At 54.9% G+C, this 22,744-nt stretch carries 20 protein-coding genes; 8 read left to right on the top strand and 12 right to left on the bottom strand.

Annotated features, from left to right (window positions below; translation table 11 throughout):
* The first annotated feature begins 15 nt into the window (after nt 1-15).
* On the top strand, nt 16-999 hold the full coding sequence (locus E8D52_00455) for an ISL3 family transposase (GenBank protein ID TKB70604.1): 984 nt from the start codon (nt 16-18) through the stop codon (nt 997-999).
* Here E8D52_00455 and E8D52_00450 read toward each other — a convergent pair.
* On the bottom strand, nt 966-1,529 hold the full coding sequence (locus E8D52_00450) for an adenylyl-sulfate kinase (protein ID TKB70603.1): 564 nt from the start codon (nt 1,527-1,529) through the stop codon (nt 966-968). The two genes, E8D52_00455 and E8D52_00450, sit on opposite strands and share 34 nt — an antisense overlap.
* 68 nt (nt 1,530-1,597) lie before the next feature.
* Nucleotides 1,598-2,686: an aminoglycoside phosphotransferase family protein gene (locus tag E8D52_00445; protein TKB70602.1), complete on the bottom strand. Its 1,089-nt coding sequence runs from the start codon at nt 2,684-2,686 to the stop codon at nt 1,598-1,600.
* Between the two features lie 271 nt (nt 2,687-2,957).
* On the opposite strand from E8D52_00445, the gene E8D52_00440 reads away from it, so the two are divergent.
* Complete coding sequence (locus tag E8D52_00440) at nt 2,958-3,509, top strand: HPF/RaiA family ribosome-associated protein (GenBank protein ID TKB70601.1); 552 nt, start codon at nt 2,958-2,960, stop codon at nt 3,507-3,509.
* On the top strand, nt 3,510-5,933 hold the full coding sequence (locus tag E8D52_00435) for an ATP-dependent protease (GenBank protein ID TKB70600.1): 2,424 nt from the start codon (nt 3,510-3,512) through the stop codon (nt 5,931-5,933). It abuts the gene before it with no gap.
* Nucleotides 5,934-6,226: 293 nt separating this feature from the next.
* Here the strand turns inward: E8D52_00435 and E8D52_00430 are convergent, their stop codons facing one another.
* A complete protein-coding gene (locus tag E8D52_00430; protein TKB70599.1) occupies nt 6,227-8,293 on the bottom strand; it encodes a hypothetical protein in 2,067 nt (688 codons plus the stop codon).
* Between the two features lie 548 nt (nt 8,294-8,841).
* Between E8D52_00430 and E8D52_00425 the strand changes: the two genes are divergently transcribed.
* On the top strand, nt 8,842-9,135 hold the full coding sequence (locus tag E8D52_00425) for a recombinase family protein (protein TKB70598.1): 294 nt from the start codon (nt 8,842-8,844) through the stop codon (nt 9,133-9,135).
* On the opposite strand, the gene E8D52_00420 is transcribed toward E8D52_00425, so the two are convergent.
* The 5 genes from E8D52_00420 to E8D52_00400 all read right to left on the bottom strand — a co-directional run bounded on the left by E8D52_00420 (nt 9,129) and on the right by E8D52_00400 (nt 12,536).
* On the bottom strand, nt 9,129-9,548 hold the full coding sequence (locus E8D52_00420) for a hypothetical protein (GenBank protein ID TKB70597.1): 420 nt from the start codon (nt 9,546-9,548) through the stop codon (nt 9,129-9,131). The genes E8D52_00425 and E8D52_00420 overlap by 7 nt on opposite strands.
* A 118-nt stretch (nt 9,549-9,666) precedes the next feature.
* Nucleotides 9,667-10,107, bottom strand: a complete 441-nt coding sequence (locus tag E8D52_00415; GenBank protein TKB70596.1) for an arsenate reductase ArsC — start codon at nt 10,105-10,107, stop codon at nt 9,667-9,669.
* On the bottom strand, nt 10,104-10,973 hold the full coding sequence (arsM, locus tag E8D52_00410) for an arsenite methyltransferase (GenBank protein TKB70917.1): 870 nt from the start codon (nt 10,971-10,973) through the stop codon (nt 10,104-10,106). Before arsM ends, E8D52_00415 begins: the two co-directional genes overlap by 4 nt.
* A 43-nt stretch (nt 10,974-11,016) precedes the next feature.
* Entirely contained in the window at nt 11,017-11,337 is a 321-nt protein-coding gene (locus E8D52_00405) for a winged helix-turn-helix transcriptional regulator (GenBank protein ID TKB70595.1), read from the bottom strand.
* A 251-nt stretch (nt 11,338-11,588) separates the two neighbouring features.
* Nucleotides 11,589-12,536 (bottom strand): hypothetical protein, encoded by a 948-nt coding sequence (locus E8D52_00400; protein TKB70594.1) that lies wholly within the window; start codon nt 12,534-12,536, stop codon nt 11,589-11,591.
* Nucleotides 12,537-13,055: 519 nt separating this feature from the next.
* Between E8D52_00400 and E8D52_00395 the strand changes: the two genes are divergently transcribed.
* A complete protein-coding gene (locus tag E8D52_00395) occupies nt 13,056-13,379 on the top strand; it encodes a hypothetical protein (protein ID TKB70593.1) in 324 nt (107 codons plus the stop codon).
* A 255-nt stretch (nt 13,380-13,634) separates the two neighbouring features.
* On the top strand, nt 13,635-14,324 hold the full coding sequence (locus E8D52_00390; GenBank protein ID TKB70592.1) for a VIT family protein: 690 nt from the start codon (nt 13,635-13,637) through the stop codon (nt 14,322-14,324).
* 157 nt (nt 14,325-14,481) lie between these two features.
* On the opposite strand, the gene E8D52_00385 is transcribed toward E8D52_00390, so the two are convergent.
* The 3 genes from E8D52_00385 to E8D52_00375 are packed head-to-tail and all read right to left on the bottom strand — an operon-like array spanning nt 14,482 to nt 16,477.
* A complete protein-coding gene (locus tag E8D52_00385; GenBank protein TKB70591.1) occupies nt 14,482-15,540 on the bottom strand; it encodes a Na+-dependent transporter in 1,059 nt (352 codons plus the stop codon).
* Between the two features lie 42 nt (nt 15,541-15,582).
* Nucleotides 15,583-16,110 (bottom strand): CBS domain-containing protein, encoded by a 528-nt coding sequence (locus E8D52_00380; protein ID TKB70590.1) that lies wholly within the window; start codon nt 16,108-16,110, stop codon nt 15,583-15,585.
* Nucleotides 16,031-16,477 carry a CBS domain-containing protein gene (locus tag E8D52_00375; GenBank protein ID TKB70589.1) on the bottom strand — a complete coding sequence of 149 codons (447 nt, stop codon included), beginning with the start codon at nt 16,475-16,477 and terminating at the stop codon, nt 16,031-16,033. Before E8D52_00375 ends, E8D52_00380 begins: the two co-directional genes overlap by 80 nt.
* A 382-nt stretch (nt 16,478-16,859) precedes the next feature.
* Here E8D52_00375 and E8D52_00370 point away from each other — a divergent pair, with 382 nt between their 5' ends.
* Nucleotides 16,860-17,765, top strand: coding sequence for a universal stress protein (locus tag E8D52_00370; protein TKB70588.1), 906 nt, complete (start codon nt 16,860-16,862; stop codon nt 17,763-17,765).
* Nucleotides 17,758-20,586: a cation-transporting P-type ATPase gene (locus tag E8D52_00365; GenBank protein ID TKB70587.1), complete on the top strand. Its 2,829-nt coding sequence runs from the start codon at nt 17,758-17,760 to the stop codon at nt 20,584-20,586. The genes E8D52_00370 and E8D52_00365 overlap by 8 nt, the downstream gene beginning before the upstream one ends.
* Here the strand turns inward: E8D52_00365 and E8D52_00360 are convergent.
* Nucleotides 20,576-22,744, bottom strand: a complete 2,169-nt coding sequence (locus E8D52_00360) for an amylo-alpha-1,6-glucosidase (GenBank protein TKB70586.1) — start codon at nt 22,742-22,744, stop codon at nt 20,576-20,578. The genes E8D52_00365 and E8D52_00360 overlap by 11 nt on opposite strands.

Here is a 22,744-nt window from a genome sequence, read left to right as displayed (position 1 = left end):
GACTGTGGAGTTCGCATGGAGTATCTGGACTGGCTGGCCCACAACCCGCGTTACACGGCCCGCTATGCGCTGCATGTGGGGGCGTTGTGTCGCAAGACGACCGTCAAGGATGTGGCGGAGCCCGAGCGACTGCATCACACCACGGTCAAGGACCTGGACAAGTTGTATATGGCCGAGCAACTGCGCCGGCATCCGCTGCCGGCCACGACGGCGATCGGCGTGGATGAGATCAGTATCCGCAAGGGGCACGAGTACCGGGTGGTGGTCAGCGACCTCGTTGGGCAGCGGCCGATCTGGTTCGGTGGTACCGGCCGTAAGCAGATAGACCTTGAGCAGTTCTTCACGGCCTACGGCGAACGGCGGTGCCAGGGGATTCAGGTGGCGGTGATGGATATGTGGAGACCGTTTCGTGAAGCGACACACGCGTATGCGCCGCAGGCCGAGATCGTGTTCGACAAGTTCCACATCCTGCGCCATCTGAACGATGCCCTGGATGCGGTGCGCCGGAGCGAATATGCACGGGTGCAGGGTGACCAGCGCCGCTTCATCAAGGGCAACCGTTATACCCTGCTGTCGCACCGGGACAACCTGGACCTCGATGGCAGGAAGGCGCTCACGACACTGCTCGCAGCCAACAAGCGGCTCAACATCGCCTACCTGCTCAAGGAATCCTTCGGCCAACTCTGGGACTACGAGTGCGAAGGCTGGGCGCGACGCTTCTTCGAGAACTGGAAGAGCAGCCTGCGCTGGCAGCGGCTTGAGCCCTTCGAGAAATTCGCGGCCATGATCGAACGGCATTGGGAGGGTATCGTCTCCTACTGCAAGCCCGAGAACAAAGTCTCGCTGGGTTGCGTCGAGGGATTGAACAACACCATTCGTGTCATTCAGCGCAAGGCGTACGGCTTTCGCGACGAGGAATACTTGGCTATGAAAATCATCACCCATTTCTTACCCGCGCTCCCAGATCATGCGAAAATCACCCACACGATTCCGCGTTGAGCCAATTTCTCTTTCACAACTTCCAGCACTTTCCTCGCTGCGTCGTTTGCGGAAAGCGCAGTCGCGTCTATGGCCACTTCAGGGTGGGCCGGCGCTTCGTAGGGATCTTGCAACCCGGGCACGGTCGAGGACTCTCCCTGTTGGCCTCGCTGATAGGTCCCCTTATAGTCACGTTGCATGGCCAGCTCCAACGGACACTCCACGGCGACCTCAATGAACTGAGGAATCAGGCTGCGGGCAAAGTCTCGATACGCCCGCCTGTTGCCTGTCGCATCGAAGATAACGGTGACGCCATGAGCGACCAGTCTTGCACCCATGAACGCGAGCGAACGATAGAACAGATCCCGTTCTGCAACACTGTACGTCGGATGAGGTGTCAACATTCTGCGGACCGCATCCGATTCGAGTACTTCGACAGGACCAATCTCTTCCAGCTTTGGCTTCAGCGCGGCTGCAATCGTACTCTTTCCGGACGCAGGCAGCCCTGTGAGCCAGATGGCGAAAGCCTTTGATGTAGCCTCAATCGTCATGGGTCAGCCAGCAAGAATAGACATGGGCGTTCGACCGATTGAGGCAAACCGCTAGCGAGTAACGGACTCTAGAGTCCACAATACTCATTCACCCGTTCCGGCTCAAAGCGCGGCGCATCGAGTACGTTTTCAATGAAACGGAAGAGGCTGCGTCGGATGTCGATCGACAGATTGGGATACCAGAGCGGGCTGGCCACGACCAGGCCGCGAAAGGCGAAGAACGGCGCAGCCGTTTCCATAACCTCTTTGTCGCCGCTGACCTCTACATAGGTGTCCCAAAACAATCGGAACAAGATCTCGAACGACCCCTGGAGCTTGCCCCGGCTGATCAATGAGTTCAGGAGATAGTTGATCGTCATCGCGGTCACGTCGTCCGCCGGCTCGCCCCATTCCCCTCGTGATCGATCCAACACCGCAAAATCCTCCCCGGTACGGAACAGCACATTGTAGGGATGAAAATCCCCATGAACCTGGGAAAGACGATTGACCTTGTCTCGAAGGCGCCACCGCCACTGGTTGCAGACCTCCTCCACCGTTCGCAACAGATCGCCTGTGATAAAGCCACAACGCTTGGGATAGCTATCGGTCAACCCCATGATGCATTCGCCGTGACCGATTAATTCACGCAACCGACGCTTGTAAAGATCAGCGTCTCGCCGTTTCTTGGCATGGATTTGAGCCAAGTAACGAGCCAACGCGACGGTCCGTTGCCGGTCTAACTTTCGTAATCTCCCGCCTTTTGCCAGTCGTGCAAGATCCGCATGATAGCTTGCGCCATCGGTCCATTCATTCAGCACGAAAAACTCACGGGCCTCCGCGAGGGAAAAGAGCGCCTGGTTGGCGTCGAAGGCGCCCACATCGAGGGCCTTCACATGGTGTGATAGACGTCCATAGGAGTCGTAGTCCCACAGTATCGCCTGGGCGCGATCGGCCATATGTTCGTGCCCGAACGGACCCGGCTTCATCGTTTCGAGCACTGCGGACTGAACCAGCCGCCCGACTCGGAACGTCAATTTGACGGGTGTGCCATACCCATACCGTTTTTGCTCTCCCTTGGAACTCTCTTTCCCGATGACTCCGTAGGACAACAATCGCGCCGTTGGGCCAAAGCGGGTCTGGAGATAGCGCTCCAGGGCTGGTCTGCGTAACATCGGCATGCTGAGAACGATCGCAATTCACGTACCCGACATCGCTCTTTCAAATGCTTGGGAAGGCCGCTGAATGAACGCACGCTGTCGCATTGAGCTCCACCGGTCAGAGTGGCACTGTGGACAAATGCCCCATATTGGAATCGGTCGGAATGACTGGGGTCATAAAACACCCAGCCCTTGCTGATTTACCGATACCCCTTAGCCCTTGTCCTGTCGGCATATCGTTTGCGATCTCCAGTCGGTGAAAGAGACTGAACTATTACGATGTGGAGGCACAATGGAACTGGAAATACAAAGCCGCAACGTTGCCATGACCCCCCGTTGGAAGACAGAGATTGAAGCTCGAATGGATGACCTCCGACGAGGGCATGACGATTTGACTCACGGTCGAGTCACGTTGATCAAGAACCGGCGCCACAAGAAACTCGCAAATGTCGCGGAAGCGCTCGTTGTTGTCACCCTGCCGGGACGCCACACGCTGACGGCCAGAAAGGAAGACAAGACGTTTGAGGAGGCCATTCGGTCTGCGTTTCAAGCAATCAGCATCGAACTCCGCAAGTATCGTGAAAAACGAGCGAAAACCGAGGTGCGCCTGCCGCCCGTGCCGCCCCATCGCGGCGTGATCTGCAAGCTCTTCCCCAAGGAACGATACGGCTTCATCCTTAAAGAAGGAGGCGGCGAGGTGTATTTTCATGCCAATGCCCTGCAGGGGCTCACGTTCAAGAAACTCGAGGACGGTACTGAAGTCGTCTTCGGCCTTGAACAGGGGGACAAAGGTCCACAGGCAACAGTTGTCACTCTTCTGCCGCCAATAGCGAAGGTGCTCTAGATGACAATGGACAAATTCAAAGTTCCCGTCTCGATGCTCGCCCCTGTGATCGACCCTGGGCAGCTTGGTTTCAAGGATACCGGCGAGCTGGAGCCCCTCACTGACATCATTGGACAGGAACGGGCTGTCGAGGCCATGGAATTCGGGCTGAACATGAAGAGTCCCGGATTTAACCTCTACGTCTCGGGTCCAGTCGGTACGGGAAAGGGCACGCTCGTTCGGCAGATGGTCAAGCGCATGGCCCAGGCTGCGCTCGCTCCGTCTGACTGGTGTTATGTCAATAACTTCCAGGACCCTTCTCGACCGATCTGTTTGGCTCTTCCGGCAGGACAGGGGGCCTCGTTTAAACGAGAAACGGCTGGGTTCATCGATGGATTGCGACGCGATATTCCCATGGCGTTTGAGAGCAAGAAATATCTTGATACCAAGGCCAAACTGCACGACGACATCGATACGAAGAAAAAATCGCTCTTCCATGAATTAACGGAATTCAGCCGGACTCGTGGATTCGGCTTTGAAGAGACCTCAGTGGGTTTCGGGATTGTGCCGCTCAAGGCCGGCAAGCCCATGGCAGACGCCGACATTGAGGCGATGACCGAGGAGGAGCAGCGGGACCTGAATGAACGACGCAAGACCCTCGAAGGAGAAATCCGCGAATTCCATGTCCGCATCCACGGCCTTGAGAAGGAAGCTGAACACCAGCAGCGCCACCTCGACCGTCAGCTGGTCACCAATGTCTTGGAGGGCCGCTACGAAACCATGCGGCGGGCCTATCAAGACATCCCGGCACTCTCGACGTTTTTAGAGCGTGTTCGTGACGACATCGTGCACCACTACAAGGATTTTCTTCCTCGCGAGGGACCCACCCTCGCCATCCCAGGTTTGGAATTCAAACGTCCGGACATATCGCGCTTTCTCGTCAATCTCATCGTACAGCACGACCCGACGGACGGCGCCCCCGTGATCGACGAATCTCACCCGACCTATACGAACCTGATCGGGAAGATCGAACGGCGGGCGCACATGGGGGTGATGTACACCGATTTCACGGAGATCCACGCGGGTGCCGTGTTGCTGGCCAGCGGTGGCTACTTGATCGTGAATGCCTTGGACATGCTGCGCCAACCGTTTTCCTGGGAGGCGTTAAAGCGCGTGATCAAGACAGGAGAGGTGAAGATCGAAGACCCCGGAGAATTCTACGGATTCTCGACGGCGGGGCTGAGGCCGGAACCGATCCCGGTGAATGTAAAAGTCATTATGGTCGGGCCGCCCATTCTCTACCATCTCCTGCAAGCGTACGAAGAAGACTTCAGCAAGCTCTTCAAGGTGAAGGTGGACTTCGACACCGAGGTGGAGAGAAGCGAGCAGCAGGATCGCCAATATGCCCGGTTCATCGCCAAACTCTGCCGCGAGGAAGGGCTCCCGCACTTCGGCGTCGATGCGGTCGCTGAAATCATCAGGCAGGGGCTTCGCTTCGCCGATCGACATGACCGACTGTCGTTGCGGTTCAGCCTCGTGAGCGATCTCATCCGCGAGGCGGGATACTGGGCTAGGAAAGAAGGCCATTCCTTCGTGTCTCGCGCGGATGTCGATACCGCCGTCTCACATAAGCGCCATCGCTCGAATTTGGAAGAACACTGGATCCAGGACGAGATCAAAGAAGGCACATTGATGATCGACCTCGACGGCGACGTCGTCGGCCAGGTCAACGGCCTCTCAGTCCATCAGCTCGGCGACTATTCGTTCGGACGTCCCACGCGCATTACGGCTCGGACCTACATCGGGACCAAGGGCGTGATCGACATTCAGCGCGAGGCGGAACTCGCCGGGATGATCCATAGCAAAGGAGTCATGACACTGGCTGGATTTCTTGCCGGGAAATTTGCCGGATCCCACCCCTTCGCCATGAGCGCCTCGTTGACATTCGAGCAAACCTACTCGGAAGTGGAAGGGGACAGCGCTGCGGTGGCCGAACTCGCCGCGATTCTCTCCAGCCTCGCCGATCTGCCGATCCATCAATGGCTGGCCGTGACCGGTTCCGTCAACCAGTTGGGCGAGATCCAGCCGATTGGGGGCGCGAACGAAAAGATCGAGGGGTTCTTCGAGTCCTGTTCCCGCAGAGGGTTGACCGGCAAACAAGGCGTGATCGTCCCCGCTCGCAACACCAAGCATTTGGCCCTTCGGCGCGACGTCGTCGAGGCTGTGGAATCAGGACACTTCTCCGTGTATGCCGTGAACACAATCGAAGAAGCGCTGGAACTGCTCACGGGCGTTGCAGCCGGCGAACGAGACCTTGATGGGACCTACCCGTCCGACAGCGTCTTTGGCCGTGCCGCTCAGCGGCTGGAAGAAATGGCGCAGGCTGTGGCGAAATGGAGTGAAGGGGAAGAGAAATCGAGCGGACGCATTATCATGGAACCGTAGTTATTATTTGTGTGCCAGTCGGTATTTTTCAATTGCCAGCCGAGCGATCTGTTTTCCCATCTCGGTCCCCACCTTGCCACTGTTCCGGTAATGAACGCCATCATGGAGACGTGCATTCGCAACTTCCTGCATGAAATCGTCCACATTCGTCCAGCTGCGGGTGACCTAACAACACTAACCTTAAATCTTATGGACAGCGGGCTTCGACCAGTTCAAGTGCTGGACACCGTCCAGATGTGGTGGGTATTGCAAGGCGGGGTGCAGTAGAGAGAAGTTTTTACCGCACTGCTCGATTATACCACAAAATCACTGGGGATCATGGTGTGGAGCCCGAGTAATTGAATTTGAGCATCGAGGGTTTTGTTGCCGTCTATATCTAAGCCGATCATGGTGTTCCCAGCGACCTTGGCATAGTTCACCTCATGAGCGGTGCCAGTGAATGCACCTGTCCCTCTGAAAGCGAATGTCCCGGCAAAATCACTGAGATCAATTTTATCTACGCCATTTGCAAAATCGGTTATGATGTCACGGTTAATGGTGCTAATTCCGATATCACCTCCGGAACTAGTAGGGTGGTTATATTTAAATACATCTGCCCCCGCTCCACCCGTCAGCGTATCGGCACCACCCCTGCCAATTAGAAGGTTGTTTCCTGAGTCGCCGATAAGGGTGTCTCCCCAACCAGTACCGCTAATCCCCTCGATGCCGGAAAGAATATCGCCATAGGCGTAGTTATAGGTCCAGCCCTCTTGTCGGGTGGTGAGTGCTAAATTTATTTCCACACCAGCCTGAGAAGATGCGTAATCGACAATATCAAAGCCAGCGTCCCCAAATATTTTCTGCTCACCGCCACCACTATAGATGCGGTCATTGCCACTGCCGCCATGTATGGTGTCCAAACCACCATTGCTTAATATGACATCATCACCAATTCCCCCGTTCAGCACGTCGGTCGCGCCGGTGCCTCTGATATAATCGTTTCCTGCCCCCCCATCGACAGTGCTTGCGCCATGGATTGTGTCATTGCCACCCAGCGCATTAACGATATTCGGTCCACCGACTAGATTGAAGAAATCATCCTTTTCCGTGCCGGTGAAAGTTTTTGGAGTACCAGTCGACTTATAAATTCCGGGAACGGTGATGCCAATATTAGTAGTGTCAAACCACACACCGTTGGAGGTCGTAAAAAATTGGTAGGCCTCCATGTTTGTTTTGCCGTCCGGCGAAGTGATTTCTAAGCTAAAGCCGTGTTGCGACAGTTTGTAACCGAGGAGAGAGTATTCACCGTTTCCTGTGTAGGTTGCCGTCCCTTGCAAGGTGGTGCCGTTGAAGACGATGCGGTCGTTCTGCTGCCCATAATATATTGTATCCAACCCATCGCCATTATTAATGATGAATTTGTCTGCACCCGCACCCCCAATAAGTGTATCGTTATCCTTGCCACCACGCAGTTCGTCATTGCCGGCATCTCCCTTTAGACTGTCATTGCCAGCTCCGCCAGTTAATTTATTAGCCAAACCATTGCCTTGGATTGAATCACCACCAGAACCACCAACGGCATTTTCGATATTGGCATTGAAAGCCAGAAATAAAACTTGACTTCCAACCTTGCTTGAATATTGCTTACCATTCGCGTCAAACCCTTCGCGCAGATCTAGTGTTACCGGACTGGTTCTTGCTGAGCCATCAACAAGATTCTGTGATGCATCGAGCGTATCGTTGTTACCACTGTCCCAGATGGTTTCGGCAGTGTAGTTACCGGAAAAACGATAAGTGGTATTACCACTATTATGAGATGTGTTTGCGCCATAGATAGACTGAATAGCGGCAATATCATAAATCATCGGAGTTATGGCAGGACGACCACCATAGTTTGAAGACATAATGGTAGTGTTGGTATTGTAATGTGGATCACTAGCAGGAAGAGATGGATTTGTATGACCTGGGTGATCTAATCCAAGGGCATGACCAAGCTCGTGCAGATATGCCCAGAGCGATTGGTTGTCTTCCAGAAAAACCGCTGCTCCGTTTAAATGTTCGGGACTGATATGCACGGATGATGCGGTAAGTCCTACTGGAGCACCAATAACGACAGCTTTTAAAATAGCAAGGTCGGCATTTGCAGGATTGCTGCTCGGTTGAAAGGTAATGGCGGCAACATTCGACCATGCAGTCATCGCCGCCAGAGCAAGAGAGGAATTGCCGTTTGCAATAGTTGGTAAATCTATCTTGCCTGATATGCTGCTATTAATGTGGGATATTCTAATATCGCTTCCCGTCAGAAAACTGCTGCTTAACGTATAGTGAAGGGTTGAATTGTCCCAATGTCTTCCGCTTAACAAAAAGCTTATATCTACCATAGATACCCCATTTCGTTTTGCTTAGCGTTAATAGACCCCACCAACTTCAATCCTGAATATTACGGGCTTCGCCATTAATTTTGCAGGTGTATGAGAGAAACACTCAAACCTGTTAGCGCGAGAACCATCACAGATGGTGACTTTAATTAATGAAACAAGTCAGTTGCTTTGTTTTTCCAGTGACAAATCGAACTTATCACTGGTGCAATTATTTTTACTAATAAGCCTTTGTTCTCTACGCCATATTGAGGACCTGGATCAATTGGTTTTGCCGAGCACTCTGCTGCTGCCTGACACCAAATAAATGGACGATAACACTTTTATTTTTTTCTGCGGTTGCCAATCGTTCATACACCAGTTTCTAGTAAATTGGTAGGATTAATAACCTGTGAGAATATTTATGCAACGACATTGTTGCCACTTCCTTTGTTTTTAATCCTGCTTGCCCTGCAAATAGGTTCTTGTGTTTTTATTATCCTGAACCCCTTCCCCTTGCATAGGTTTCTAGCTAATTGACAGGCTGCACAATCGTCTGTACCCATTTTTGTATGAGTGCTGCTCTTTATATTCGCGTGTCCTCACCCAAAGGACGAAGGATTGATAGTCAATGCGCTGAGCTTGAGACATGGCATAAACGGCAACGGCTGAAAACCATTCACTGGTTCGAAGACCGTTACAGCGCGACCAATTTACAACGCCCAGCGTTTCAGGAACTCCAAAACGCAACATTCAAGGGTGAGATTGATACGGTGGTGGTGGGGAAACTCGACCGCCTCTTATCTGGTCCCCATGCCTCAATCACAGTTCATAGTCCGTTGACCGTTAAATCTTGCACTCAGTGATGTATGAACTGATCACGCTTACAACTTTCTTCCGCCAACAGTCGCTGACCTGCCGTTGCCTCGGTGGGGATACGTGCCATACAGGCGTCTAGCGAATCACCTTGCGTCCCGGCGGATACACGGTTGGCGCTCTTCGCGAGGGCTGTTCCTACGATACCTTGATGGAGCCTTTCACTATCCTGACAGCTTTGTTCGGCAACCATCCTCGCCCCTTCGCTGGATTCGTTCGAAATGTTGGCGAGACACGCCGTCAAGAAATCCGACGGCCCAATGGGGGCAGGCTCAGAGGGAGCCGACGACACGAACGGGCTTGCCGATGTTGGTTCCACGAAGGCCTGCTCCGATGCGCAACCGGCCATCACCAATAGACTAACGAGTCCACTCAGCAACGCTCCAACCGGCATTCGTTTCATAATTCGCATTCCTCCCTTACTGAAGTTGAGGCTGTCGACCCGCCCTGTATAGCGAAGTCTCCATCTGGGAGCAAGCGATATTGTGGCCCTAGGGCGAGGGTCCTCAGCCGTTGCGCGCTTAAGAAGATCTCTGGTGTGAATTCCTAAAACTGGTCGAGAGGAATTCTTCGAGGTGGGTTTTGATGTGATCCCGCACCGTTCGAAAGGCCTGACGTTGTTGTTCAGGAGATCCTGTTACGATAGCGGGATCGTCAAAGCTCCAATGAAGCAACCGCCCCGTATGTGGCCAACGGGGGCACGACTCCTTGGCCCGATCACATACGGTAATGACATAGTCGAACGCCTGGTCAACGAACTCATCCATCCGCTTGGACCGCTGGGCGGAAATATCGATGCCCAACTCACGCATGGCCGCCACAGCTCCGGGGTTCAGACCGACGGGATACGTGCCGGCGCTCAAGGCGTCAAATCGATCCCCAGCCAGATGACGAAGTAATCCTTCCGCCATCTGGCTGCGAGCCGAATTCCCCGTACAGAGGAACAACACGCGCTGTTTCATGAACAGCAGGTAGTTGAGCAACAGGCCACGGGACTGGCCTCCGGTTTCGTCGCCCGGACAAACCCACTGAGGAACTTCCCATCGACGAGCGGCGCAATGGTATTGAGGTCGAGATCGGTTCCCTCGAACAGCTCCCGTGCATCGGCAGCCGTATAGACTCTAGTCGGCTCGATCGAGACTTGCTCGAACCCGGCTCGATTCAACTTCGTGATGTACTCCTGCTCCTCCAATGCTCCAGCGACACACCCGGCCCACAGCTCGATATTACGCCGGACTGCTTGCGGGATCTCCCCCCGGACCACGATATCCGATACAGCCAGCCGCCCTCCTGGCTTCAATACCCGAAAGGCTTCAGCCAACACCAAATCTTTGTCCGGCGATAGATTGATCACGCAGTTCGAAATGATGAGATCAACCGTGTTGTCTGGCAACGGAATATGTTCGATGTCACCCTTCAAGAATTCTACATTCGTCACCCCGGCCTTCGCCTGATTCGCTCGCGCGAGATCTAACATTTCGTCGGTCATGTCCAGACCGTAGACTTTACCGGTCGGCCCGACCCGCCGTGCGGAGAGCAGCACATCAATGCCACCGCCGGATCCCAAATCCAAGACGGTGTCCCCAGGGGCGATCTGTGCCAACGCCGTCGGATTCCCGCACCCCAACGACGCCGCCACGGCATCCTGAGGCAGTGTGGCCGCTTCGCGGTCGCTGTAAAGATTGCCGGTGATAGGATCGAGCTGCCCCGCCTGCAAGACAGTCCCCGTCCCGCAGCAGGAACGCCGCTCCTGCTTCTGCGCCTGCAGAGCCGCCTGACCGTATCTGGTCTTGATTTCGTCTTTGAGCGTCTGTGCGTCATTCATGATTAACATCCAATCAAGAAATATTGATGTACAAGAACCAAAAAAATCAGCAACAGCGGCCCGCAGAGACTGCTGACTTGGCTGCTTTTTTGAGAGAACCCACCAAATCCTCCAGCTCCTCAATTGCTTGAGCACTGAGCGAGTAATACATCCACCGCCCCTCCCGGCGATCCTCGACCAGCCCGGCATCCTTTAATACTTTGAGGTGAAACGAGAGACGCGACTGCGCGGCTTTCATCGAATCCATCAGCTCACAGACACATCGTTCTCCGTCTTTCAAACGGTCCAGCAACTCCAAGCGCGTCTCGTCCGACAGGGCGTGAAACAGCGCAACCGCTTTCTTGGTTGAGAGAGCACTGGTAACCATGAGTAAACTGTATAACAATATATTTTGATGAGTCAAGGGCCGATGACAAGATGAGCTATGTGAGTCGCGCGACCCGCGCTTTACAAATTCAAATAGCTCTACCTCAGACAACCTAACCCCACAAGAAACCACAACTCACAACTCCCCCAACATGGGGCGAGATGGGGGTGATTTGCCCTGTCCTGGTAGCAGCAACCGATGATGAGGACTAATAAGATGCTGGGACTCAAGGTGGGAATCCATGAAGCTGTTCAGTCAGGCAACTGATATATACTCCACTGACTGCCATTGCGGATCAAAATATTTCCGAGCAGACCATTGGGGGCACCAAAAGTAATGAGGTTTTCATGCTCCACGCTCTTCAGAAAACGCTTGTAGTAGCCTTGTAGCATCACGTTTGCCCCAAGTTTCGACGGTTCCGCATCAGCGAGTCGTTCATTCATCGTGGCAACACAAACTGGGCCTGCTAATAAGGGATGATCGATATCGAGAGGGGGGTTGTTTTCATCGATCAACCCCGCTTGGTCAAGCTTAGACCAAATTCTATGGCCATGGGTTGCAAAATAATTCCAAATATCACCAGCGAGTACACCCGACAGACGAACTACTGGATAGAGTTCTTGGGTCACAGCACCGCAAAAATTCACTTTTTTAGCCACATCTCTATACCGCCGCGTGGCAGATTGAAGCTTAACGTTCTCATCAAACGAAGCCTTGATTTGTTCCAAATCGGTACGTCGATCCCAATAAATATCTATGGCGTAATTGTTACTTGCTGCGTGTGCAACAATGCACGATGCCATATACGTGATGAAAGAGTCGAAGGTGGTGAATCCCTTTCCTCTGGGAGAGGACTCTTTTCCATATTCCCTACCGTAAATTGCTGCGGCCTTCTTCGTCCTCGTGATCTCATGGGTCATACAAGCTCCGTGAGCGTAGAAAGCGTAGAGGTTTACAGGTGGATCGGTAGAGTTAATGGTCCGAATGAACAGCTCTCTTGCTGGCTCGCAATTCTTCACATCCTTGTATTTATAGTCTCCATTCTTAACGAGCGATCCAATACTTTTTGAGGCAAGTGACAGAGATTGCACATGATCGAACGGGAATATTATGGCCCCGACTCCGAATCCGGACAGATCGTCTGACTGGGGGCGATTATTGGTTCCCGTTTCGTCAAAAACTGCGATGCGCCTTTGCATGACTGCTCTTTTCGCCAGATTGGATTCAGACACATGAAAAGTATACAACCGCCTCCGACGACGACTGACCTGCGATTTCTTAGAACGCAGGGTATGGGCTCAAAAGGTTCAAAAAGCCCTTGTTTGTTCCGTGTTTCTAGACGTAGCCTTCTTCAAAGGCTTAACCGTAATCTTCGTAATAATTCAAGAAAGAACTCCTATGTGGGATCTCGGCTAACCTTTCACAACATCCCTTAAGCTGTTGTGCCTGGCGCCGTTTCATAAACCACTAGGCCTCGATAATCTTATGGGGGATTCATATACCGTGCGATATCATCCCGACTCTTCATCACGAACTTGTCCTCGTCCAATTTACTGGCGGAGAAGGGTTTTCCTGCACTCGGCGGCCCCCGAAGCCAATGGGAGTGTCTTGCCTGCTCCACCGCACGATATGACACAGCATTTGTGAGGGATTTCCCCCTGTGATACGCTACCTACACGATTTCTCTGACCACAATCACAACGTCGAAGGGGACTCCCATGAAGATGCTTCACATTGTCTGTGGAAAGAGGTTGGAGAGCGAGATCTTGGCCATGTTTAAGAAGGTGGGTATCAAAGGATATACGGTCATCTCAGGCGTGGGAGGTAGTGGTGTAACTGGGACCGTCCCCGATGCCAACCACTCAGCCGATCCCGACGCCCATACCAATACCCTATTCATGGTCGCACTCGGATATGAGGCCACGTTTCTGCCACAGATTGTGGCCGCGCTCAAAGAGCTTCGCGGCAAGCACATCCAAGGGCATGATGACCGCGAAATCCCGCTGAAAGTCTTTCTCCAACCTTGCGAGATCATCATCTAGCATTCGTGCTCCGTGTGTTGCTCAATCACCACGTTCTAACCCGCCCATTCTTTCCGTGAGTAACAAGAGCGGTCTGATCTCTCAGGTTTCATCATTCGCTCTGCTCTCTCCCCTCTCACATGCACTCCCCGTATCATCTCCGGATCGATAGCCCCATCTACGATTTTGCAGTAGACTTGTCCCTATTAGACCCGTGAGACTACCTCGCGAGGTTTCCCGTGCTGGCCACCGCTGACTAACTCGTAAACCGTTGCCATGCCGCACTTTGAAACACATAGCATACGCCGCATTGGATGGCTCCGTGCGGCTGTTCTTGGCGCCAATGACGGTCTTGTTTCCACGGCAAGTCTCGTCTTAGGCGTCGCGGCGGCAGGCGCGAGTTCAACGAGTATTGTGACCGCGGGCGTGGCCGGTCTTGTGGCTGGTGCCATGGCAATGGCTGCTGGTGAGTATGTTTCGGTGAGTTCACAAGCCGACACCGTGCGCGCGGATCTAGATCGGGAGCGCAAAGAGTTAGCAGCAAACCCGGTGCAAGAACACCGGGAAATGACCGCGATTTACGTTGCACGTGGGCTCGACGCAGAACTCGCATCCAACGTCGCAACCCAGCTGATGGCACATGATGCACTCGGCGCGCATGGGCGTGACGAGCTGGGCATATCCGACATCGTCACCGCACGACCGGTTCAAGCCGCACTGGCTTCGGCTGTCACATTTTCCGTTGGCGCTGCCCTCCCTCTCCTGGTAGTTCTGTTGGTGCCCGTCTCTGCGCTGATGTGGGCTGTTTCTGGAAGCTCGATCGTATTTCTTGCTCTCTTAGGTTCCCTGGCGGCGCGCGTCGGAGGTGCTTCCGTGATGACCGCTGCCGCGCGGGTGACCATTTGGGGCGCCTTGGCTATGGCCGTGACCGCTGGGGTTGGAGCTTTATTTGGGGTTCCTGCCTGATCCCTGCCACTCCTATTCGAAGAAAAATACGGCACTGGAAGCCATGTTCAACAGATGGCGGAGGTCTGACCCATGCGGGTGCCTTAGTCGGAATCTCCCGCTGAAGCCGAAGGCAATGAAAGTTTCTGATCTGTTAGTTCCCTCAGTGTCCTTCTATCTATTGCTTCCCAATGGTCCGGCCTGTCACTTCATGCACGCCTCCTGCCACGAGATGCTGCACCAGGTTGTACAGAATGATGGGGACCATGACTCGTGGATACGAGCCAAGCACAAGAGAGGCCAAGACCAGCCCGGTCCCGTTGTTATTCATCCCCAATCCATACATGAGCGAGACGCGATCAGCCTCATCGACCTTGAACAATCGACTCAACCCATAACCAGAGGAAAAGGCCGTGACACAGAGGCCCGCAGTGATGGCCAGCGTCACCGCCAGAAAGTCATAATCTCGGTCCGCGATGGCTTGAGGAAGGGACACCGATCCGTTCGAATAGTTCAGCAGCAACAAGACAACTGCATTGATCAGTTTGATGAACGGCATGATGGCCGTTAGTTGGGCTTCAGGCGCCACGAAGCGCACCGCAAGGCCCAGCAGAGAGGGCAATACGATCCAGAGCCCCAGGAACGCTCCTGATCCATACGCAGCGAGTGTGTGTATGACCGCCTCATATTCCTCCGTAGCCATCTCCCCGAACGTATACAGGGCGATAGGCGTCAGGATGGGGCTGAGGATGGTCGAGGCGAGGACTAATCCTAAGCTCAGCGCTAGATTTCCATTTGAGTTTTGTGCCCAGGCGGTTGAGGCCCCGGCAATCGGCATAGACGCCACCAACGCCAACCCAACGAGGATGTGTTGGGCTTCCTCCGGCTCATACCACAGCCGCATGATAAGGGTGACCAGAAAGATATAGGCCATGGGGATGACGAGATTCGCGGTGAGCCCCGCAAACAAGACCCCTACCTTCTTGGTCAATGATCTGAGGTGCGCAGTCTTGACCCCCAACCCTGCATTGAACATCAAGGTGGCCAGCAAGAGCAGGAGAAGAGAAATATGCAGGTTCTCATTGACGATTCGAAGATCGCCGAAACTGACGTTTCGAATCCAGAGGCCGGCGGTTGGCCAGATGGCAGAGAGGGTGTAGGCGCCGATCAACAGCCAGAGCAGGTGATGATGGATAAACTGGGACAAGGAGAGAAAGCTGACGTTGCCGCGACCCATAGTTAGTTTGAAAGTACGGTCAATATAAGCTGCAACAGTCTGCTAGGACCAATACTGGGACGCCTTCATATAACCGAACAACAGATCTCGCCTGGCAAGAATCCCCACCAGCTTGTTATTTTGGACAACCGGGACACGAGTCAAATAGCGATTCTGGAATAGATCGGCTACCTGGGCAAGGGTTTGATCCTCTGTCACAGTCACGGGATGGACCGACATGATCTCAGTCGCAAGAACCTTTCTAAGATCACGCCCCTCCAGCATGGCCTGGAGGAGATCATATTCGGTCACAATCCCGACCAATGTGCCATCATCTTCCACGACCGGAAGACTCCCAAAGTTCCGATGGGTCATCATGTGGGCGATCGCCGAGGCGTCAGTGCGCGACGTGCATCGTGTGACGGCGTCCTGCATCAGCTGTCCCACCGTCAAGGTCTTCGGATCGCAGGCCTTCAGAAAGAATTCGGTTTGTCTCATACGCTCCTCACTGTTATCGTTTGCCGCCAGTGGCGAGATAGGTTCGCAAGACATCGCGCCTCGCGATGATACCGACCAATTTATCCTTGTCATCCACGACTGGGACGCGAACCAAATCGCTTACGCGTAGCACATGGACCAACGTTCCGAGCGTCGTTTCAGGCCTGACTGAGTAGGGGTTGGAAGTCATGACATCTTTCGCCAAAACCGCGCCAAGTCGATGACCATCGTCTACCGCCCCCAGTAAATCATGTTCGCTGACAATACCGGTCAGCTTGCGCCCATTCTCGACGACCGGGACGGCCCCAAAGCCCTCGATCATGAGCGACGCAATCACATCTCCCTTCGTTCTCAGACGAACGGACTGGACTTCCTTCTCCATGACCTGACTAACTGTCATGGACTCAAAGTCTTTGGCTTTAACGACCTTACCCCTCTTCGCCTTTTTCGCCTTTTCCATCGTTCCTCCTTAGGTCCTTCCGATAGGATTTGCCCCCTCGTCGTTACCAAATATCAGTCCTCGGCGATCCGAATGACCAAGCTCCGATTCTCTGACTAGCGAAGACTGGGTGACACTCTGTGTACCGGACTCGATCCTGATCAATTTGAGTCGTCTAGAAGCTCAACTGACGCGAAACACCACAGTCGATCATCTGCTCCTGCTGCAAAACGCTGCAACACTTCGAAGAAATAAAAGAGCGCCTCCCTCCATAACTCATTAACTCATTGGGAGAGGGCCCATTCTTCCTTTATACGCCATCTTCTCATAGGCACATCCAATGCAGGTCTGATACCCAGAATGATTTCCACACAATCACCTTCGCCGAGGAGGGGAAGCGATCATGCGGATCTTATGTGCGGTCGATGGGTCGGAACATTCCCAGTGGGGGGTCCAGGCGCTTGAGGCGCTGGCCAGCCGAGAGCCTGAACAAGTGGCGCTCCTGCATGTCATCGACAAGCGGGCTCTCCAAGCGCTCGCCGGGAAGAATCCCGTCCGGGAGCGCCGAGTTCTGGCGGCCATGGAAAAGGCAGGAGGGAGTCTGCTCCGGGAGGCGGCGCGATCGGCTCACGTCGCTCTTGGTCAAGCAGCCACGGCGCCGCACTCAACCATTCAAACCATCTTGGCTCATGGCCCACTGGCGAAGACCATCGCCAGAGAAGCGCGTCGCGTGAAGGCGGATCTGATCATCATGGGATCGCGTGGACTCAGCGATATTCAAGGGTTCTTATTGGGAAGTATTTCGCGCCAAGTTGCCTCGATGGCTCCCTGTTCTGTGTGGGTGGTGAAACAACCGACGCACAAACTTCTCCATGTCACGCTCGCCATCGACGACTCCAAACCGTCACGGGCCGCCGCGAAGTTTCTGCGATCCTACCTTCTTCCAGAGACCGCCACCGTCACGATTCTCTCTTCAGTGGAGAGTCCCGTCACGGACTTTGCCGCCCGCTACTTATCCGAATCGCAGCTGGCCGAATTGACGAAGCCGGTCATGGAGCGGGCCGCCGCGCTCGTGAACAATGTACGGAATGCGTTCATTAAGGATGGCTTTCTGGTCGTGACGCAGGTCCAGATAGACCACGTCATTGAAACCATCGTCAAACACATAGAAGCCAATCGGGACGAACTCTTGGTCATCGGATCCCGCGATTTGACGAAGAGCGAGAGACTCTACCTCGGTAGCGTCTCTGAAAGCCTGCTCCGACATGCCCCCTGTTCGGTGCTGATCGTACGAGGCGCCCGTGCCTGAGTTCAGCCATCACGACATTCACCAGCTTCCGACCGAAGATGCGCTGAAACGGCTGGAAACTAGCAACGGTGGATTGTCTTCCGATGAGGCTCAACGGCGATTGGGGCAATATGGGCCGAATGTTCTCATCGAGCCGGATCGCTACTCGCTCCTCCGTGGACTCCTCCGCCATTTCACCCACTTCCTCGCCATTCTCCTCTGGATCGCCGCCGGCCTTTCCTTTGCGGCCGACTTCATGCGACCCGGTGAGGGTATGGCAACGCTGGGTTGGGCCATCCTCGGCGTCATCATCATCAACGCCGGGTTCGCTTTTTTCCAGGAATACAAAGCGGAACACGCCGTTCAGGCACTCCGCCGCCTGCTGCCGAGCAAAGCGTGGGTCACGAGAGACGGGCAATCCGTCGAAGCCGTACGGAAGGACATCGTGCCCGGCGATGTGCTGATCTTAGAGGAAGGCGAACGGGTGCCGGCCGATGCGCGCCTCATCGAAGCGATAGGCATGCGGGTGGACAATGCCGCCTTGACCGGCGAATCAAGACCAAAACAACGGATAGCCGAGGCCACACAAGACGGACACTGGCTCAACCTTCCGAATCTCGTGTTTGCCGGCACCACCATCTTATCGGGACATGGTCGTGCCGTCGTCTTCGCCACTGGGATGCGATCGGAGTTCGGCAAGATCGCCGCACTCACCACCACAGTCGAAACCGAATTCAGCCCTCTTCAGCAAGAGATCATTACGGTCACCCGTATCGTCGGTGTCATTTCATTGGCCATGGGAGCCGCGTTCTTCGTGATCGGTGCCTCAACGGGACTCGGATTCTGGATCAGTGCGATCTTCGGCATCGGCATCATCGTGGCCAACGTGCCGGAGGGTTTGCTCCCGACCGTCACGCTCGCCCTTGCCATGAGCAGCCTTCGGATGGCGAAGCGTAACGCGTTGATCAAGCACCTGCCCTCCGTTGAGACCCTCGGCTGCACCACGGTGCTTTGCACGGATAAGACGGGGACATTGACAGAAAATCGCATGAAAGTGGATCGATTCTTCACCGACGGACTTGTGATCGACTCACGAGAGGGTTGTTTTTTCACCAGAGGCCGCATGATCGGTACAGTCGATGCTGAGCAATGGCGTTCCTTCTTCGATGCGCTGCTTCATTGCCACAACGCCAAGCGCGTCCGGAAGTCCGATGGACGTTTCGTGGTCACCGGCGATCCGACGGAAGTTGCGTTGCTGGAATTTGCCATCGAACATGGATTGGCCCACCGGCCTCCCCTGCGGCGCATGGGGGAGTTGGCATTCGATGCAGATCGGAAGCGGATGAGCACCCTTCATTGGGCAGAAGGACGACTCATCGCATTCACCAAGGGCGCTCCGGAATCGATCTTACCTCTCTGCGCTAACGCTCACGTCCATGGCAATGCCATAACGATGACCTCGCATGAGCGCACGCGCATCCTGAGCCAGAGCCGATCCTTTGCCGAGCAGGCCTACCGCGTGCTCGCCGTCGCCATGCGCGAAGTCGGCCATCAGCCTGATCACATTGAAGTGGACACGATTGAATCAGACCTGACGTTCCTCGGACTCGTGGCCATGATGGATCCGCCGCACCGAGAAGTGCCTGAGGCCATCAGGAAATGTCGAAGAGCCGGTGTCCGCATCGTCATGGTCACCGGAGACCATCCGCTCACGGCATTGGCTCTTGCACGCAAGATCGGCCTAGTTCCTGAACAGGCTGTATCGCCACCGAACAGTTTCGTCCCGGTCATCGAAGGGCCGCAGCTTGATCAGATGAGCGACGAGCAACTCCGCCAGCTGCTGACCCCGTCTCGGCCAGGAGAACCGGACCCGGTCTTTGCCCGGATGGCCCCGCGCCACAAGATGCGGATCGTGTCCACATTCAAGGAGATGGGGGAAGTGGTTGGAGTCACCGGCGATGGAGTCAATGACGCGCCGGCTCTCAAGAAAGCCGACATCGGCATCGCGATGGGCATCACCGGCACGGATGTCGCCAAAGAAACGGCCGACATGATACTGCTCGACGACAACTTCGCAACGATCGTGAGTGCGATTGAGGAAGGCCGCACTGTCTATGACAACATTCGCAAATTCTCGTCCTACATACTGGCGAGCAACGTCCCGGAAATAGTCCCATTTCTCGGCTATGGTTTCCTCGGCATGCCGCTAGCCCTCACAATTCCACAAGTCTTGGCAGTCGATCTCGGAACCGACATGATCCCCGCCCTGGGCCTCGGGATAGAGCGGCCTCAATCCGATGTCATGAACCTTCCACCGCGCCCACGAAGCGAACGACTGCTGAGCCTCCCCATCCTGCTGCGGGCCTATTTGTTCCTCGGGCTCATGGAAGCAGAGATCGCGATGGGAGGATTCTTCCTCTATCTCAACAGTCAGGGGTGGACGTGGGGAGAAACCCTGGCTTGGTCCTCTCCATTGTATAGGGAGGCAACAACCGTCACCTTCGCCGGGATCGTGTTCGCACAAGTCGCGAACGTGTTCGCCTGCCGATCCGACCATCTGTCGGTGGCTCGACTCGGATGGCTGACCAACCCGTTCATTCTGTGGGGGATTCTCACCGAGCTGATCATCTTGGCGCTCATTACCTACACACCGATCGGGAACGAGATCTTTGGAACCAGCCCCTTGCCTCTCTGGATCTTCGGACCACTCGTGTTCGGGGCGCTAGCACTCTTGTCGGCGGAGGAGGGGCGGAAGTTCATCGTAAACCGGCGTTTACATATTACGAATGACGTTGGTCCCGAGACGAAGACGATGCACGAAGGGGTGGGAACTACATCGTGAGCAGGACCTCCACCTCACCAGTTCGGCGAGCCACGGTCACGGCCACTTTGTTCTCATGACGATCGAGCACGAGGTCGAGGCTCGCAGTTCCAATCCTGAGGTTCCGTAATTCGACTCGTTCCAGGAACGGCGGGAGAACGGGATGCACGAACTGTACGAGGCCCCGAGTCCCATCGATCTGCAAGCCCAGACAGGCTTGCAATGCCTGAAAACCGGCGCCAGCCGCCCAGGCTTGTGGGGCACAGGCCGTGGGATAGCGTGTCGGACTTTCTCCCGGACGCCGGGAAAATCCGCAGAACAACTCCGGCATTCGGTGGAGGTCGAGAAACAGACTGGCGTCGAACAGGCCCGTGAGAATCTTGATGGCCCCTTCTTTATATCCGTAGGCCGCCATGCCGGCTGCGATCATGGCGTTGTCATGAGGCCACACAGATCCGTTGTGATAAGACATGGGATTGTAACGCGCCTCTGATGTGGCAAGTGTTCTGATGCCCCATCCGCTGAACATGTCTTCGCGCAACAGAGCTCGGGCAGTCCGTCCGCCGCGATCCTGCCTGGCAATGCCGCCATAGAGACAATGGCCTGCGTTCGAGGTGCGCACACAACAGGGGCGCCCCTTTCCGTCCAAAGCCAGGGCATAGGAACCGAGCCTTTCACACCAGAACGCGCGCTCGAACCGTTCGCGAAGTGAGTCGGCTTCCTTCACCAACCGATCCGCCTGATCAATATCTCCCAACACCCGCGCCACGTCTGCCGCCGCTCGTTTGGCTCGATACACGTAGGCCTGAACCTCGCACAGGGCAATCGGTCCGTTCGCAGCCGTTCCATCCGCATGAAAGACAGAATCATGAGAGTCTTTCCATCCTTGATGCACGAGTCCATTGGCAGACTGTCGCGCATAGGTGGTGAAGCCCATGCCGGTAGGGTCGCCGTACTGATCGATCCACTGGAGCGCGAGCTGAATATGCGGCCAGATGGTCGTAAGAAACCGGCGATCGCCGGTACGTTCGTAGTACGCCCCGGCCAGGACGATAAAGAGCGGCGTCGCATCGACGCTGCCGTAGTATTTCCCGAAAGGAATCTCGCCCAGAGCCGCCATCTCCCCTTGACGCGTCTCATGCAAAATCTTCCCAGGCTCTGCATCCTGCTCAGGTCGAATATCAGTCGCCTGTGTCGCAGCTAGAAACCCTAACACTCCTCGAGCAAACAGTGGATTCATCCACAACATCTGAAGCGCGGTGATGATGCCATCTCGACCGAACGGCACGCTAAACCAGGGGACTCCGGCGTAGGGATAGAGTCCCTGCGGAGTGGCTGAAATCAACATGTGGAGATCAGCCAATGATCGGTTCAACCAGTGGTTGAATTGTTCGTTTGCCGTATAGACGTGGGCGTCATCGGCTTTATCGCTCTGCAATGCCCGATCCGCCTCGCGATGCGCTCGGTCATAGGCGAGTGATTTTCGGTTCCGTTGTGGCTCGATTTCACACGCGATGGAGATCTCCCAGGTTAGATTTGCGTGTGAAGGAATGGTCGATTCGATCACGAAGCCGTCGGCCGTCACCCGTTTCGGTTCTGGAGAGCATCGGACAGACGTTCGGCGAATGGCCCCATCAAGGCCTTTGTACCCAAACACCAGGCCGGCTTTGGAGCGAACGGTCTTGAGCCGTGATCCACGACGTGGCCGCTGTTGGCCTCTTGCTTCGAAGAGGTCGGCGAAATCCGTCTCCAGGATGAAGGTGAGTGAGAGGGGAACCTTCATGGTCCCGTAGTTGTGGACACGAATGCGCTCGTGACAGGTCCCTTGCCATAGAAATCGTGTGCGGCACACATGGAGCGTGCCGCGTGGGATGGACCGTTGTCCGTCCAATACCAAATCCGGGTTGGTGAGGTCGCCGGTGAAGAGGGCATTATCCTCTTTCACCGTGGCACTCAGGAGCATCGGACGTTGCGCCTGTAGCGACAGTTCGAATCTGGACAGGAACCGTGTCCCTTCATGGTAGAGGCCCTGCGGACCGGAGAGCGCGTGGTGAATATCGCCATAGCGATCAAACACCGCAAAGGTCTCACCCTGTTTCAGGACCTCGGTGCGCCCATCGGCCAATGAAGATGATGCACGGATATAGTATTGATTATTCCAGCGGATGATGTCGTTCAT

The sequence above is a fragment of the Nitrospira sp. genome (genome assembly GCA_005116745.1).
Lineage (GTDB): Bacteria > Nitrospirota > Nitrospiria > Nitrospirales > Nitrospiraceae > Nitrospira_D.
Note: the sequence above shows the minus strand (reverse complement) of the source record. Positions and strands in the feature narration are given on the sequence as shown.

What these genes read in the sequence shown, in the direction of transcription:
- E8D52_00455 (TKB70604.1), top strand. Translation starts at nt 16, where the DNA reads ATGGAGTATCTGGACTGGCTGGCCCACAACCCGCGTTACACGGCCCGC.
- E8D52_00450 (TKB70603.1), bottom strand. Translation starts at nt 1,529, where the DNA reads ATGACGATTGAGGCTACATCAAAGGCTTTCGCCATCTGGCTCACAGGG.
- E8D52_00445 (TKB70602.1), bottom strand. Translation starts at nt 2,686, where the DNA reads ATGCCGATGTTACGCAGACCAGCCCTGGAGCGCTATCTCCAGACCCGC.
- E8D52_00440 (TKB70601.1), top strand. Translation starts at nt 2,958, where the DNA reads ATGGAACTGGAAATACAAAGCCGCAACGTTGCCATGACCCCCCGTTGG.
- E8D52_00435 (TKB70600.1), top strand. Translation starts at nt 3,510, where the DNA reads ATGACAATGGACAAATTCAAAGTTCCCGTCTCGATGCTCGCCCCTGTG.
- E8D52_00430 (TKB70599.1), bottom strand. Translation starts at nt 8,293, where the DNA reads ATGGTAGATATAAGCTTTTTGTTAAGCGGAAGACATTGGGACAATTCA.
- E8D52_00425 (TKB70598.1), top strand. Translation starts at nt 8,842, where the DNA reads ATGAGTGCTGCTCTTTATATTCGCGTGTCCTCACCCAAAGGACGAAGG.
- E8D52_00420 (TKB70597.1), bottom strand. Translation starts at nt 9,548, where the DNA reads ATGAAACGAATGCCGGTTGGAGCGTTGCTGAGTGGACTCGTTAGTCTA.
- E8D52_00415 (TKB70596.1), bottom strand. Translation starts at nt 10,107, where the DNA reads ATGAAACAGCGCGTGTTGTTCCTCTGTACGGGGAATTCGGCTCGCAGC.
- E8D52_00405 (TKB70595.1), bottom strand. Translation starts at nt 11,337, where the DNA reads ATGGTTACCAGTGCTCTCTCAACCAAGAAAGCGGTTGCGCTGTTTCAC.
- E8D52_00400 (TKB70594.1), bottom strand. Translation starts at nt 12,536, where the DNA reads ATGCAAAGGCGCATCGCAGTTTTTGACGAAACGGGAACCAATAATCGC.
- E8D52_00395 (TKB70593.1), top strand. Translation starts at nt 13,056, where the DNA reads ATGAAGATGCTTCACATTGTCTGTGGAAAGAGGTTGGAGAGCGAGATC.
- E8D52_00390 (TKB70592.1), top strand. Translation starts at nt 13,635, where the DNA reads ATGCCGCACTTTGAAACACATAGCATACGCCGCATTGGATGGCTCCGT.
- E8D52_00385 (TKB70591.1), bottom strand. Translation starts at nt 15,540, where the DNA reads ATGGGTCGCGGCAACGTCAGCTTTCTCTCCTTGTCCCAGTTTATCCAT.
- E8D52_00380 (TKB70590.1), bottom strand. Translation starts at nt 16,110, where the DNA reads ATGACAAGGATAAATTGGTCGGTATCATCGCGAGGCGCGATGTCTTGC.
- E8D52_00375 (TKB70589.1), bottom strand. Translation starts at nt 16,477, where the DNA reads ATGGAAAAGGCGAAAAAGGCGAAGAGGGGTAAGGTCGTTAAAGCCAAA.
- E8D52_00370 (TKB70588.1), top strand. Translation starts at nt 16,860, where the DNA reads ATGCGGATCTTATGTGCGGTCGATGGGTCGGAACATTCCCAGTGGGGG.
- E8D52_00360 (TKB70586.1), bottom strand. Translation starts at nt 22,744, where the DNA reads ATGAACGACATCATCCGCTGGAATAATCAATACTATATCCGTGCATCA.